The organism is Salegentibacter salegens (assembly GCF_900142975.1).
In the GTDB taxonomy this organism is placed as follows: domain Bacteria; phylum Bacteroidota; class Bacteroidia; order Flavobacteriales; family Flavobacteriaceae; genus Salegentibacter; species Salegentibacter salegens.
This window is the reverse complement of record NZ_LT670848.1, coordinates 3,449,180-3,463,298: the sequence shown is the minus strand read 5'-3', so window position 1 is coordinate 3,463,298 and position 14,119 is coordinate 3,449,180. Positions and strand designations below refer to the sequence as shown.

Genomic DNA, 14,119 nt, shown 5'->3' with positions numbered 1-14,119 from the left:
CACCCCCTTTCTTTAGGCTGCAAAGATAAATTAAATCTTAGAACCTACAATTAATATTTTAATTATTTCTTTTAAACTACCTTGCTGCAGGTTTATACTCTTTTTTATCAATAATCATTTTAGCGATAATCTCTCTCAAGATTTCAGAAGTTCCACCTCCAATTGGTCCTAAACGGCTGTCTCGAAACATTCTCGCCAAAGGATAATCTTCCATATAACCGTAACCTCCCAGCATCTGCAAACAGTCGTAAATAACTTTATCGGCCATTTTTGTGGAAAGTAATTTAGACATGCTGGCTTCTTTCACCACATACTGTCCGTCGTCCAGGCGCTTAGCGATAGAATAATTGAATTCCTTATTCATTTCTACTTCGCTGGCCATATCGGCTACTGAATGTCTTAAAGCCTGAAATTTATCTATGGTTCTGCCAAAAGCTTCTCTTTCTGACATATAGTTAATTGCATAATCTAAAGCAAATTCAGCACGCGCGTGGGCGTTAATTCCCATAATTAAACGCTCTAAAGCGAAATGCTGCATGATATAAGAAAAACCTTTTCCTTCTTCACCCATAAGGTTTTCAGCAGGAATCTCTACATCGTCAAAGGCAATCTCTGCAGTATCTGAAGCTCTCCAACCTAATTTATCTAATTTTGAAGCCGAAATCCCAGGAGTTTCCCTATCTACAATAAAAATACTCATTCCTTTATTTCCTTTATCAGGATCGGTTTTAGCGGCCACCACTAAATAATCTGAATAAACCCCATTTGTAATAAAGGTTTTAGATCCGTTTAAAATATATTTATCTCCCTTCTTAATCGCGGTACTGCGCATACCGGCAACATCAGAGCCTCCAAAAGGCTCGGTAATGCAGAGGCAACCTATTTTATAACCTTCAATACTTGGCGTTAAATATTTTTTCTTGATCGTATCGTCACCTTCTTTGTTTACGTGCGTCATGGCTAAATAAGCGTGTGCCCACATAGCAGCTGCAAAACCACCGCTGTTTATCTTTTGAAGCTCCTCCAGAAAGATTACGGTGTAGAAAATATCCAGATCCATCCCGCCGTATTCTTCCGGTTGATTAAGGCCAAAATAGCCCATCTCACCAAATTTCTTCCAGATAAAGCGGTCTATAGTTCCGCTTTTTTCCCATTTATCAATATGCGGCACCACTTCTTTCTGCAAAAAGTCCTGAAAACTTTTTCTAAAAAGTTCATGTTCCTCTGTAAAATACAATGTATTCATGCTAATTTCTTTTTTTATTTAGAAAGGAAGCAAACTTCCGGGGCACTAAAATAAAATCAATTTTTATTATAGTAATTAATCCGGCAATAAAAATTTAAGTATGCTATAATTCCGAATATTCAATTTAAGCTCAAATATAATTGAATTCTATCGATTTTATCTGAAGGAAAACTTTCTATTTTTGATAATTCTTCAAAAGAATTGATTTCTTCGTGCAGTTGGCGGTAATCTATAATTTCGCGGGCAAGCTCATATTTAATATAAGGAACCGCTACCAGGTCTAAAACTTTCGCTTTATTAATATTTATTAAGCCCAATTCTTCATCTTTAAAAACCTTAAACTGCTGCTGCAACTTCTCTCGGGTTTCATAATTTAAACCATAAATATCTTTTAACTGAATCTCGCCTCTAAAACCTCCAATTTTAGTCCGGTAATTTACAATTCTATTGGCCAGCACCTCGCCTATGCCACTTATCTTTTGTAAATCTTCTGCTTCTGCTTTATTTAAATCTGAAACCTCGAATCTGGTTTTAGGTTGAGCAATAGTTTTCTTCTTTTCAGCTTCAATCACCCAATCGGGGAATTTAAAATACGGAGAGATTGCTTCTAAAAGAGAATCTGAAACTCCTGTGACCCTTTGAAAATCTTCTGCAGAATTAATCCATTTATTTTCTTCTCTAAATTGTTGGAGTTTATCTATTTCTGCGACACTCATTCCTAAAGTATAGCCTTTAAAATCGGTTATATAATTTGGGTTAAAAGGAAAAATCTTAACCGAATCTGCTTCTGCCCTGGCCTGTTTTATGGAATCTATTTGCGCTTGAAAAGCTTCTATTTCTTCCTGGGATAAAGCTTCAGAATTAGTTTCCGAAGAAAAATCAGCAAAAAAATAAATCGCCTGGAGAATAATTATAATTAGCACCAAAAGAAAAATCCCATTTTGTTGGCTCTTTGTGAACACAAAATGGGATTTTATCGATTTCATATTATTATAAGATTAGCTGGCTTTTGCCTCTCGTTGTTTCTTAAATAATTCCCCTGCTTTTAGCTTTCGGGAATATTCGTTAAGATCTTTTCTCACTTCACCAGACATAATATAGAGTCCTATAATATTAGGGAAGGACATCGCCAGGATCATCATATCAGAGAAGTCTAACACCGCTCCTAAACTAATGGAAGCTCCAACTACAACAAATACAAGGAATAATATTTTATACGCTAATTCTGTTTTTTTACTTTTTCCAAATAGGTAAGTCCATGAACGCATCCCGTAATAAGACCAGGAAATCATTGTAGAAAATGCAAATAAGAAAACTGCCATTGCCAACACATAAGGGAACCAGGAAACTACACTTGCAAAAGCATCTGAGGTTAATTGTACCCCACCTACTCCTTCAACTTCGTGCATTCCGGTAAAAATCAATACTAATGCGGTTAAAGTACAAACCACTACGGTATCTATAAAAGGTTCTAATAAAGCTACAAAACCTTCAGATGGCGGATGATTTGTTTTCGCTGCCGAGTGGGCGATTGCTGCAGAGCCCACACCAGCTTCGTTAGAGAATGCAGCACGTTGGAATCCAACAATAAGCACTCCTATAATTCCACCTTTCATAGCGGTGGCGTTAAAAGCACCATCGTATATAGCTCCAAAAGCAGGACCAATATTTTCTATATTTATTCCTATTACCGTTAATGCACCAAGTACATAAACAATTGCCATAAATGGTACAACTTTACCGGTTACTTTAGCAATACTTTGAATACCGCCAATAATTACAATTCCTACAAGTACTGCTACCCCAATACCAAACCAGAAACCATTACCGATTAAGAAAGAAAACTGTCCGGAAAGGATTTCAAAAGATTGATTGGCCTGGAACATATTTCCTCCACCAAAAGATGCACCGATACCTAAGATAGCGAAAAAGGCAGCAAGGAATTTCCCTAAACCACGCATATTCCTTTTTTCAAGTCCGTAGCGTAAATAGTTCATTGGACCTCCAAAGATTCTACCTTCAGAGTTTATAAAACGATATTTCACCCCAAGGGTACATTCCACAAATTTTGATGCCATACCCAATAAACCGGCAATAATCATCCAGAAAGTTGCTCCTGCTCCACCAAGGGAAATTGCAACGGCAACCCCGGCAATATTACCAAGACCTACCGTGGCAGAAACTGCGGTAGCCAACGCCTGAAAGTGGGTAATACTACCTGGCGCATTAGGCTCGTCATATTTCCCTCTGGCAAGGTCTATAGAATGTCTAAATCCTTTAAAGTTGATGAAGCCCATTCTTATAGTAAAGAATGCTGCTCCAAAAATTAACCAAACTACAATAAAAGGAATATTATGTTTTTGGGGAGTTCCGTTAGGATTAGTTAACATCTGCGGCTCATCATATTGAATTTGAGCCAGCATATGGGCGTTTGTTTCAATAAGGTCTGAACTGTTTTGGTAATCCCATATTGTTCCGCCTTCTTCTACTAGGTAATCTACTGTCCCGGTAGCATTAGCCATAACTTCTAGATCACCACTATTTTGAGAACCTACAATAGCAATAAGGTCACCTTCTTCTACGTGAGTTCCTTCTTCTACTGTCCATTCTTTTAAAGTGAATTTATCTTCTGCATCAGCGCTCCAGCCTGGAGTGGGAACATTCCTTAATTCGGCATATACCTTAGGATCGTAAACACCCATTGCGGTAAATGGATCCCAAAACAGAATAGCAGTCATCGCTTCTACCACAGGAACAAAAGTCCCGTTAAAATGTTCGGTAATGGCTTCGGCCTTAATTTGAAAACTTTTTGTTACAGAATTACCTTCACTGTCGGTTACAGTAACTTCATAAGGAACGCCCTCGGTAAGACCTTCGGCCCTGGATGATTCTAATGAGGTTTCAGGGTCTGACCATTCGTACTTGTAAGGAGGTTCCCCACCTGTTACTTCTAGATCAATAAAACCGTTATTGATAATGTTGGAAGGATTGCCAACTTTGGCCTGTACATCCAGTTCTTGTGCATTAATTGCTAAAATTGAAAACAAAAAGAACATTGAAAGCAGATACTTTCTCATATAGAATATTGGTTGTTTAATTTAGAATGAATATTTCCGCGAAGCAAGATGCTAAAAAAATGGGCCTTTTCAAATTTTTGGGAGTTAAAATGTAAAGGTATTGTTAAATTTAATTTGATTAAATGATGAAGAACCCTAAATCCATTGAAAAAAATGCAGTTAAACCGCGTTTATAAATCAAAAACTGAAGTTCTTTTAGTGTACACCAAATCCTTAAGTTTTAGCCAAAAAGCCAATACTAAATAAACCACAAACCAGGAACCCAGGGTTACAAACGACGCATAGATAAAAAACAAGCGTACACTCTTGGCGCGCATTCCCATTTTATCGGCTACTCGTGAGGATACATAAAAACCACGTCTCTCAAAAAAATAACGAATATTGTGAACCATTTTTGTCATCGTTACAAATATAAGATTTTAAGTCTTTTGTTGCAGTAATTTTACACCAATAGCACAATCAAGGCATTTATTGGTTTCACAATAATTCTTTTTTAATTGCACCATAGCCTGGGAATGCAAAGCATTTTCTGCACTCTCTTTGCTCAGTTTAGTGAAATTTTGAACAATTTTATTATTTTCTGCAGGTATCTTTTCTATTAAATCGAGCAAATCTTCTATTTCATCATAACCTCGAGATCGGGAATAACAAAATCGTAGCGGAATAATAGTATTGATAAGCACTAAATCTTTAAAAGCTATACTTAGTTTTTTCTCTCTTTCTTTATGTTTCTTCGGAAATGAATAATACTCCCGCCAAAATTCAGAGGTTTCTACATCTAAAATTTTATAGATAGATTCTAAAGATTTTGAAGCGATTAATTCTGAAAACAAATTCTTTTGAGTAAAATAAAGAGAAGCTAACTGAGACAGCCTGATATTCGGGAAATTATCGGGCCTTAACCTGAAATATTTAGGAGGAATCACCCCAGAATTTGATAATTTGTATTTATGTTTTAGATATGTATATTCCTGTTGCAAGGTTTTATAATATGGTATTTTTAATTGCAACTTCAACAAACCAGCCTGTCCAAAAAATAAAGCCTCCAACTGTAATTTATTCTGAGAGACTTTTTGAACTACTGAAAAATCCAGGCTTTGTGCCATACTTAAAAGCGCATCGCCGTTAAGATTTAATCCAAAGTTTTTAGCTAGCATCTGGAATAAGACCGCTTCCCAATTATTACCAGACTTTTCTAATAAATCTAGAATAAGTATAGATTTTTCTTCTAAACGCTCTAAATACAGTCGCTCCTGCCAGTGACGCAAGGTAAAATTGTCTATTTCTCTAAAATTCTTCTCGCAATTAATCCAGTTATCAGGAGATGCAAAAAGTTGACGGTAGCCATTAATTAAATCTTTATCTACTAGCTTTTTTAAGCTTAAGGCAGGTATGGAGGTTTTATTATGCCGTTGCACCTCAATATCGTCTTCCCAAACTACGTGTAGAATAACATTATCGTAATTCCTGTCTTTTTCATGTTGATGAAAATACCAATCTGAAGCTTTGATATGCAACTCCACATTTCCGGCCCAAAGCTGGTCTCCAATTTTTAAGCGTGCATTAAAGAAATCGGGGCCCGAATTAAAATTATGAGTTCCGCTATCTATAAGAAGCACTTTTTCTCCCCGCGTTGTTTCAGCATTGGTGAAATCGAATTTCTTGTATTTCCAGAGATAATGTAAAAAGTCTTCGCGCATCTTTTAAAATTAAAAAAATGCGGTTCAAACTTAAGATTTTAGGCTATTGGGGTAACATTTGGGGGATTTCATCTATAATTTCCTCTACCCAATACCGGTACATCAGTCCGCTGGGGTGCAAACCATCTTCGGCAATAAGGGCAGCATCTCTTTCAGCTTCACGTGAAATTGGGGTAATATTATAAAAATCGACTTCAAATTCTAAAGCAACCTGTCTAAAAACTGCATTAAATTCATCTATTTCTTCCCCAATAGTTTCCGCATTTTCCTGTCCAAATGGCGTAACTCCATAATCTGGAATACTTAAAGCAAAAACTCCTTTTTCCCTGCGTTTAGAATGATTTAGTGCCAGCTTAAAAATTTCACGCAGTTCTTCTTCATAATCTTCAATACTTTGTCCCTGGTATTGATTATTAACACCAATTAAAATAGAAACTAAATCAAATTCGCGGGTATAATTCAATTCAGAACGCATTGCCGCTAGTAGGTTTCCCGAGGTCCAACCGGTTTTAGCAATAATTTTAGGCGGGGCAACTTTATAACCTCTCTCGTTAAGTTGAGCCACTAATTGTACCGGCCAGCGTTTATTTTCAGGAACACTTTCACCAATCGTATAAGAATCACCCAATGCGAGGTAACTAAAATCCATTGCAGATGGGTCGTTGGTTTCACTATTTTGGGTCACAGAATTGGAAGTGTTGCAACCAATTACTAAAAATGCTAAAAATATGAAGTAGAAATTTTTCATTCAGAATCTGTTTAAGGCTTTGAATAGTGTATTTTGCAGCAATTTAAAACATTTAGCCCATTTGTAATATGAAATTATACTTCATTTTATTCTTTTTAAGCAGCGCATTGTTCGCCCAGGAAACACCGGCAGAAAGCTTTTGGAACCAACTTAAGCAACACTGCGGAAAATCGTATGAAGGCACTATAACCCAGGGAATGGGCAACGATGATTTTGATGACAAGAAATTACTGATGCACGTGAGATCCTGTGAAGAAAATGAAATTAAAATCCCATTTTTCGTAGGAGAAAATAAATCCCGCACCTGGATTTTAAGATTAAAGGATGGTAAAATTCAACTGAAACACGATCACCGCAAATCCGATGGAAGTGAAGATGAAATAACTCAATATGGCGGCACGGCCTCTAATAGCGGTTTAGCAAATATCCAGGTATTCCCTGCTGATGCGGAAACCGCCGAATTGATTCCCGCCGCGGCAACAAACGTTTGGTGGATTAGTCTTGATAGCGAAATATTTAGTTACAATTTAAAAAGAATAGGCGCTAAAAGTAATTTTACGGTAGAATTTGATCTTTCTAAACCTGTTAAAACTCCCGATGCTCCATGGGGTTGGGAAAAATAATCTTTTAAGATTATTTTATAGGCAATACCTAAATTCCGGTTAAACCCTGCGGAAATAATTCCATTTTGAAAATTTTGTTTATCTTTTTTAGCAAAGTAAACTACCTCGAAGCATCAAATCTCGATTATCGAGTGAACCAGCAACTCATTTATGGAATCTAATCAAACAAATAACAAAAACACTTCTACAAACATAGCTTCAAAGCCAGCGCAGGAAAATGAAGAACCTAAAACCGGTTTTGGGCGTTTCTTTTCTAAAGTTGGATATTCAATTTGGATAGCGGTTATGGTAGTGGGCGGTATAATTGCTTTTTTGGTTTCCCTGTTGGTCTTATGAAAAGTCTAAAAATAGTATTTCTTATATTTTGTTTTCTTTTCGCAATTCTTCAAACGCTTTATTTTTTAGAAATTCCCCTCCCCGATTTTATTAAATTCTACCTGGCAAATTTTCTTTGTATGCCTATTGTATTAAGCATATGTCTTTTCACAGTACAGTATTTAAAAAAAGACAAAAGCTTGCGTTTAGATCTTATAACCGTACTCTCAGTTTTTGTGATGTATGCTATTTATTTTGAAATTATACTCCCACCCTTGCACTGGCGATATACCGCGGATATTATTGATGTTCTTCTCTATTTAACTGGCAGTTTTCTATTTTATTTTCTGCAGAAATCACCTTAGGTAAACTACCTCGTAGCGAGCTCACAAGGCATTCAAAGAGAATAATATTTTTAATTTCGAGACAAGCCTCGTAGCATTAAATCTCGATTATCGAGGCAATTTGTTTCACCTAAGCTGCTTTCCTAAATTTTTCACTTATATAAATTTCTCCCGCTTTAAGCTTATCCAGGTAAATCTTCATATCCTGCCGCACTTCAGAAGACATTATATATAATCCTATGATATTAGGAAAAGACATGGCTAAAATCATCATATCAGAGAAACTAAGTACGGCTCCCAGACTTGTAGAAGCACCAAGAACAACAAATAGCAAGAACATAATTTTATAGACCGTTTCAGATTTTACACTTTTCCCAAAAAGATAAGTCCAAGATCTCATTCCGTAGTAAGACCAGGATACCATAGTTGAAAATGCAAATAGAAAAACGGCAAAAGCGAGAACAGCAGGAAACCAGGATATTACACTACCAAACGCATCTGATGTTAATTCAACACCTCCAAGTCCGTCCACTTCGTGCATACCGGTAAAAATAAGCACAAGAGCCGTCATAGTACAAACTACCATAGTATCTATAAACGGTTCTACTAAAGAGGTGAAACCATCAGCGATAGGATTATTGGTTTTTGAAGCACTGTGTGCAATTGCCGCTGAACCAACCCCAGCTTCACTGGAAAAAGCAGCCCGCTGTAAACCAATAATTAACACTCCGATAAATCCACCTTTAAGTGCATCAGCAGAAAGCGCGCCGTTAAAAATTGCGGAAAAAGCACCTCCTATATTTTCTATGTGGGTACCAATTACAATAGCACATCCAAGGATATATACCATAGCCATAAAAGGAACTACTCTCCCGGTAACTTTAGCAATACTATTAATACCACCAATTATTACCACCCCAACTAATATAGCGAAGCCTACACCAAACCAAAAACCGTGACCCTGTAAAAAAGGCAATTGTTCAGAAACAATTTTAAACGCCTGGTTAGATTGCAGCATATTTCCGCCCCCAAATGAAGCTCCAACTCCAAGAACGGCAAACAGGCCGGCAAGGAATTTCCCTAGACCTTTCATTTTTCTTTTTTCGAGACCATATCGCAAATAGTTCATTGGTCCCCCAAAAATTCTGCCTTCACTATTTATAAATCGGTATTTTACTCCTAAAGTACACTCTACGAATTTTAAGGACATTGCAAAAAATCCTGCTAAAAACATCCAAAAGGTGGCGCCCGCTCCACCTAAAGAAATGGCCACTGCCACCCCGGCGATATTTCCTAAACCAACAGTTGCTGAAACTGCAGTTGCCATAGCCTGAAAGTGAGTAATAGTACCCGGCGCATTTGGGTCATCATACTTTCCCCGGGCCAGGTCTATTGAATGTTTGAACCCGCTAATATTTATAAAACCAAGGCGGAATGTAAAAAAGATACTTCCAATTATTAGCCACATTACAATAAAGGGAATCGCATTCATCTTCACATCTCCATTTGGATGCAATAATGGTTGTGGTTCGGCATAAATTACTTCGGCGAAAATGTGTGCATCTTGTTCTACAACATCACTGGTGCTATTAGGGTCAAAAATTACGTGTCCTTCTTTAATGAGGTAATTTAGTTTTCCTTTTACCGGCGAAAAAACTTCAATATTTTCACCTGTATTGCTTTGGATTATGGCAATTTTATCGCCTTCACTTACCTCGGCATCTTTCGCTATTAACCATTCTTTTATAGTATAAGAATTGTCGCTGGTAGCATCCCAATTGGGAATGGGAATTTGTTTGCTGGATGTATACACTACAGGATCAAATAGCCCTAAAGAAGCAAATGGATCCCAAAATAAAATCCCGCCAAGAAAATCTACGGCGGGTTGCACATTACTATTAAAAATTTCAGTAATAGACTCTGCAGGAATTGTAAAAGATTTAGAAACAGAATTGTTATTCACATCGGTCACCTTAATGGTATGCTCCATTCCTTCAATTAAACCAGTAGATTTACTGGCGTCTAAGGCAGTAGATTGATTGGTCCATTTATACTGATATGGTTTTTCTCCCCCGGAAACAATAACTTCGGCTATCCCATCGTTAATTTCACGCGACGGATTTGAAAGATTTACCTCTACCTGTAGATTAGAATTATGCTGTATATTTTCTTGTGCACCGGTAATGGCTGTTAGTATTAAAAATATACCTGTAAAAAGCCATAAATTCCTCATAAACTAGATTTCTTTTACTATTTAATCTTGTAAATTATTTTCTAAATAAGAAAATGAAAGTATCAAAAATTAAAATAGCTCACCACCATCATAAATCTTTAAACTTTCATCTAAAATATCTCCTGAACCTACAATTGAAAATTCAGAATTGATATAAAACTAATCGATAAAACCTTGTTTTTTCATCCATTCATCGTTAAATATCTTACCAACATAGCGACTACCGTGATCGTGAAATAAAACTACTACCACATCGTCTTTGGTAAAGTGTTCTTTTAGCTGAAGCAAACCTTTTGCAGCTGCTCCTGCCGAATTCCCTAAGAAAAAGCCTTCTTCTTCAGCCAGTTTTCGGGTATAAATCGCCGCATCTTTATCGGTTACTTTCGTAAATCCGTCAATTACGCTAAAATCTACATTTTTTGGAAGGATGTCTTCTCCAATTCCTTCGGTGATGTAAGGATAGATCTCTTTTTTATCAAATTCCCCGGTTTCATGGTATTTTTTAAAAACCGATCCGTAGGTATCAATTCCCCAAACTTTAATATTAGGATTTTTTTCTTTTAAATATTTACCAACCCCAGAAATGGTGCCGCCGGTTCCAACGCCAACTACAAAATGGGTTATTTTCCCATCGGTTTGCTCCCAAATTTCTGGCCCGGTACTTTCGTAATGCGCTTTGGTATTTGCCAGATTATCATATTGATTCACATACCAGGAATTTGGTGTTTCCTCGGCCATTCTTTTAGAAGTCGAATAATAAGATTGGGGGTCTTCTGGGGCCACATCGGTTGGGCAAACTACCACTTTGCAACCTACCGCCTTTAAAATATCTATTTTCTCCTTGCTCTGCTTATCAGAAAGCACGCAAACCATTTTATAACCTTTTACAATGGCAACAAGTGCAAGGCCCATCCCTGTATTTCCAGAAGTTCCTTCAATAATAGTTCCGCCGGGTTTTAAGAGTCCGCTGGCTTCAGCTTCTTCTACCATTTTAACCGCCATACGATCTTTCACCGAATTTCCCGGGTTAAAAGTTTCATATTTAGCGAGCACTAACGCGTCAATTTCACTCGTAATTTTATTCATTTTCACCATTGGCGTATTCCCAATAGTGCCCAGTATATTTTCTACGTAATCCATAGTTTTCATTTTTGAAGTTGCAAAGGTAGAAAATTGAATCTATTTCAACAGAAATACCAAAAACTCCTGATATTTTAAAATTTACTCGATAATCGAGATTTAAATCCTTGAGACTGGTACCTAAATCAAAATGTTTTGGTATAATATCTCGTGAAACAGTTCTAGGGTAGTTTATTCAAATTTAATTGCTCGAGACGGAGAAATCTTTGAAATGATTACTGAAGGAATTATCAGCATCAACATACAAAGAGTCAAAGTACCCAGGTTTACCGCAAGGATATAGTCCCAACTAAGATAAACGGGAACTTCAGTCACATAATAGGTTTCAGGATTTAATGGAATCAGTTTAAAGTACTTCTGAAGCAGCAAAATTCCGAGCCCGATAAAATTTCCCCAAAAAAGTCCTTTAATAATAAGGTAACCGGCATTGTAAAGAAAAATTTTTCTAATACTCCAGTCGTTTCCGCCAAGGGCCTTTAAAATCCCAATCATTTGGGTGCGTTCCAGAATTAAAACTAGCAAAGCGGTAATCATATTAATACCGGCAACCAGGATCATAATTCCTATAATAAGCGCGATATTAAAATCGAAAAGCGCCAGCCATTCAAAAATAGAATAGTATTTCTGGTTTATAGTTTGAGTATCTAAAAACGAACCGGTGTTCTCATAAACTTCCTGCCCTTTTTTATCAATTTCATTAAAATCGTTTAAAAAAACTTCAAAATTTCCTACTTCATTTTCTTCCCAGCGATTAAGGCGCTGAATGTGCCGAATATCGGCCAGCACATATAGCTTATCAAATTCCATAAATCCAGAATCATAGATCCCGGTGACTACAAAACCTCGGGTTAATGGCCTCTCGCTGCCGTCGCGCAGAAAATAAGTTGGTACTTTATCACCCACGTTTAACTGAAGCCTGTTAGCCAAATATGCTGAAATTAAAACCTCATCATTCAGTTTATTATCAAAATCGGGAAGATGGCCTTCAACCAGGAATTCTTCAAAATAGCTCCAGTCATAATCTGTTCCCACCCCTTTTACCACAACACCTTCAAAATCGGTTTCAGTTCTAATAATCCCGAATTTTGTCGCCACTGCCTGCACGTGAGAAACTCCTTCTACCGAATTGAATTCCGGATAAAACTCCTGGTCTTTATCAACCGGTGTAAGCGTGACCTGTGAGCTATTATTATCGTAGTTAGAAATATTAATATGCCCGTTAAAGGCTGCAATTTTATCTCTAATTTTCTCTTGCAAACCAAGACCGGTAGCAAAAGAAACCAACATCATAACCACTCCAATCGCAATTGCTGCAATCGCTATTTTTATAATAGGTGCAGAAATACTACTTTTATGGCTTTTACCGCCTATTAGGCGTTTAACAACAAAAAATTCGAAATTCAAATTATCACGATGCTTAAAAGGTTATTCAAAAGTACATTTTTATTCGCTTTTATAGGTATTCTTTCCTGCGGAAACCAAAATAAGAAAGCGCAATCTTCAGAAGAAATTGCAGTAAATAATCAGGAAGAAAGGCAAGTTGAAGACATTATTCTCGCCGCCAATCGCACTGAAGCTTACCTACCAATGCTTAAAGGTAAAAAAGTAGGCCTTGTAGGAAACCAGACTTCTATTATGAAGAATGAAGCTGGAGAATTTACCCACGTGGTAGATTCTTTGTTGGCATTAAATGTAAACCTGGTAAAAGGCTTTGCTCCCGAACACGGATTTCGTGGCACGGCTGATGCGGGAGAAGCAGTAAAAGATGGTAAAGATGCACAAACCGGATTACCGGTAATTTCACTTTACGGCGATAACAAAAAACCAAAAGAAGCTCAACTCGAAGATCTTGATGTATTGATTTTTGATCTACAAGACGTAGGAACAAGATTTTACACCTACATTTCTTCGCTACATTATGTAATGGAAGCCTGTGCTGAAAATAATGTAAAACTTATTGTTTTTGATCGGCCAAATCCAAACGGGCATTATATAGACGGCCCAATTTTGGAAACTGAATTTAAAAGTTTTGTTGGGATGCATCCAATTCCCACGGTGCATGGATTAACGATGGGGGAATACGCCAAAATGATCAATGGTGAAAAATGGTTAAAAGACGGCATTCAATGCGATTTGGAAGTAATTGAAATGGAAAATTACGATCACTCCAAAACTTATGATCTTCCGGTAAAACCTTCACCAAATTTACCTAATGCGCAGGCTATAAATTTATACCCAAGTTTATGTTTCTTTGAAGGAACCAATGTAAACGCAGGTAGAGGAACCGATAAACAATTCCAGGTTTTTGGCTCACCTTTTTTAGATAAAGATTATTTCGATTTTACTTATACTCCCCAATCCAAAGCTGGAGCAAAAAATCCGAAACATTTAGGTAAAGAATGTTATGGACGGGATCTTAGTGAAATAGATCGCGTAGGGCAAATAAATTTAGAGTGGCTCATTGAAGCCTACCAAAACACCGATAATGAAGATGAATTTTTTAATGCCTTTTTCACAAAACTTGCCGGCACCAAAAAATTACAATCCCAAATAGAAAAAGGTTTATCTGCTAAAGAAATAAGGGATAGTTGGCAGCAAGGTTTGGAAGGTTTTGAGAGGAAGAGGGAGACTTACTTGATTTATTAGTTGTTCTGAGTTTCGGGTTGCGGGATTCGGGTTACGAGTTTCGAAAT

12 protein-coding genes are annotated in these 14,119 nt (G+C 37.0%); 3 read left to right on the top strand and 9 right to left on the bottom strand.

Translation table 11 applies throughout. The features are described from left to right. Positions 1–76 precede the first annotated feature (76 nt). The 6 genes from B5488_RS15355 to B5488_RS15330 all read right to left on the bottom strand — a co-directional run bounded on the left by B5488_RS15355 (position 77) and on the right by B5488_RS15330 (position 6,771). On the bottom strand, positions 77–1,246 hold the full coding sequence (locus B5488_RS15355) for an acyl-CoA dehydrogenase family protein (RefSeq protein ID WP_079736065.1): 1,170 nt from the start codon (positions 1,244–1,246) through the stop codon (positions 77–79). A gap of 119 nt (positions 1,247–1,365) precedes the next feature. Beyond that, positions 1,366–2,208 (bottom strand): ComEA family DNA-binding protein, encoded by an 843-nt coding sequence (locus B5488_RS15350; protein ID WP_231919752.1) that lies wholly within the window; start codon positions 2,206–2,208, stop codon positions 1,366–1,368. Positions 2,209–2,244: 36 nt separating this feature from the next. After that, the gene (locus B5488_RS15345; protein ID WP_079736063.1) at positions 2,245–4,323 is read right to left on the bottom strand and encodes an amino acid carrier protein; all 2,079 of its coding nucleotides are present in this window, start codon (positions 4,321–4,323) and stop codon (positions 2,245–2,247) included. Between the two features lie 170 nt (positions 4,324–4,493). After that, a complete protein-coding gene (locus B5488_RS15340) occupies positions 4,494–4,724 on the bottom strand; it encodes a PspC family transcriptional regulator (RefSeq protein WP_079736062.1) in 231 nt (76 codons plus the stop codon). Between the two features lie 18 nt (positions 4,725–4,742). After that, positions 4,743–6,023: a DUF2851 family protein gene (locus B5488_RS15335; protein WP_079736061.1), complete on the bottom strand. Its 1,281-nt coding sequence runs from the start codon at positions 6,021–6,023 to the stop codon at positions 4,743–4,745. Between the two features lie 43 nt (positions 6,024–6,066). Further along, positions 6,067–6,771, bottom strand: a complete 705-nt coding sequence (locus B5488_RS15330) for an SGNH/GDSL hydrolase family protein (RefSeq protein ID WP_079736060.1) — start codon at positions 6,769–6,771, stop codon at positions 6,067–6,069. 68 nt (positions 6,772–6,839) lie between these two features. On the opposite strand from B5488_RS15330, the gene B5488_RS15325 reads away from it, so the two are divergent. Both B5488_RS15325 and B5488_RS15320 read left to right on the top strand, forming a co-directional pair. Further along, positions 6,840–7,394 (top strand): hypothetical protein, encoded by a 555-nt coding sequence (locus B5488_RS15325; protein ID WP_079736059.1) that lies wholly within the window; start codon positions 6,840–6,842, stop codon positions 7,392–7,394. 150 nt (positions 7,395–7,544) lie between these two features. Further along, entirely contained in the window at positions 7,545–7,730 is a 186-nt protein-coding gene (locus B5488_RS15320; RefSeq protein WP_079736058.1) for a hypothetical protein, read from the top strand. Between the two features lie 453 nt (positions 7,731–8,183). Here B5488_RS15320 and B5488_RS15310 read toward each other — a convergent pair whose 3' ends face one another. The 3 genes from B5488_RS15310 to B5488_RS15300 all read right to left on the bottom strand — a co-directional run bounded on the left by B5488_RS15310 (position 8,184) and on the right by B5488_RS15300 (position 12,830). Then, entirely contained in the window at positions 8,184–10,286 is a 2,103-nt protein-coding gene (locus B5488_RS15310) for an alanine/glycine:cation symporter family protein (RefSeq protein WP_079736056.1), read from the bottom strand. Positions 10,287–10,445: 159 nt separating this feature from the next. Then, a complete protein-coding gene (locus B5488_RS15305) occupies positions 10,446–11,426 on the bottom strand; it encodes a PLP-dependent cysteine synthase family protein (RefSeq protein WP_079736055.1) in 981 nt (326 codons plus the stop codon). 171 nt (positions 11,427–11,597) lie between these two features. Beyond that, positions 11,598–12,830, bottom strand: a complete 1,233-nt coding sequence (locus tag B5488_RS15300) for an ABC transporter permease (protein WP_079736054.1) — start codon at positions 12,828–12,830, stop codon at positions 11,598–11,600. 9 nt (positions 12,831–12,839) lie between these two features. On the opposite strand from B5488_RS15300, the gene B5488_RS15295 reads away from it, so the two are divergent. Further along, a complete protein-coding gene (locus B5488_RS15295; RefSeq protein WP_079736053.1) occupies positions 12,840–14,072 on the top strand; it encodes an exo-beta-N-acetylmuramidase NamZ family protein in 1,233 nt (410 codons plus the stop codon). The last annotated feature ends 47 nt before the right edge of the window (positions 14,073–14,119 follow it).